Raw genomic sequence first — 982 nt, 5'->3', positions numbered from 1 at the left:
ACCTGTTGGCGGAATTAAAAAACCGCCTGAAAATTAGTATATTTTTATGGAGAAAAAGTTGTGCATCTCGTTGATTTTAAGTAACTTTGTAGTGTCCAATTATAAAGTTATATATTTCACGCTATGCACAACTTGTATGCAAATTTCGTAAAAATTCTTGAGATATGCAAGGATTTCTCCAAAAATTTAGTTAATGAGCTAGGAAATATTCCTCGCCCAGGAGTCGTACCACGTTTTTCAGACCTCGAAGTTGTTGCTTTGAGCTTGACAGCCGAGCATCTTAGCATCGACAGTGAAAACAACTTGTTCGATAGGCTGAAGGAGTATAAGGCAGATATGCCAAATCTGATTTCTCGACGCCAGTTCAATGACAGGCGAAAGTTCACTGCGGAACTATGTGAGAAGATTCGTAAACGCATAGCGTCAAAGATGGATGGTGCAGAAGAATATTTCTGCATAGATTCCAAACCAATAGAGGTGTGTCGCTTGTCCAGAGGCTTGCGTTGCAAGATGAAAGGAACAGACGTAACAAACTCTCCTGCATTTGGCTATTGCGCTACTCAGAAGATATACTACTTTGGGTATAAGCTCCACGCTGTCTGTGGGTTAAGTGGAGTTATCCACTCGTATGACCTGAGTCCAGCTAATGTTCATGACATTCATTTTCTTAAAGATGTAAAGTTTCAATTCCATGACTGTTGCATCCTTGGCGATCGTGCTTACCTCAGTGCGGAACTACAGCAAGACTTGTTTTCTTCTGTAGGCATCAAGTTGGAAGTTCCATATCGCTTGAACATGAAGAATTGGCGACCAACATTTAAGCCTTATGCTAAGGCGAGGAAGAGAATCGAGACAAATTTCTCTCAACTTTGTGATCACTTCATGCTCTTCCGAAACTATGCTAAGCAAACACCAGGACTGTTTACCCGAATCATCGGGAAAATCAGCGCATTTACAGTCTTGCAATATATTAATTATGTAA

1 pseudogene is annotated in these 982 nt (G+C 40.4%); it reads left to right on the top strand.

Going from position 1 to position 982, the window contains the following annotated elements:
- Window positions 1–46: 46 nt before the first annotated feature.
- A pseudogene (locus DW830_RS15515) lies at window positions 47–982 on the top strand (IS982 family transposase); the annotation flags it as partial.

The sequence above is a fragment of the Prevotella sp. AM34-19LB genome, assembly GCF_003468525.1.
GTDB lineage: Bacteria > Bacteroidota > Bacteroidia > Bacteroidales > Bacteroidaceae > Prevotella.
Note: the sequence above shows the minus strand (reverse complement) of the source record. Positions and strands in the feature narration are given on the sequence as shown.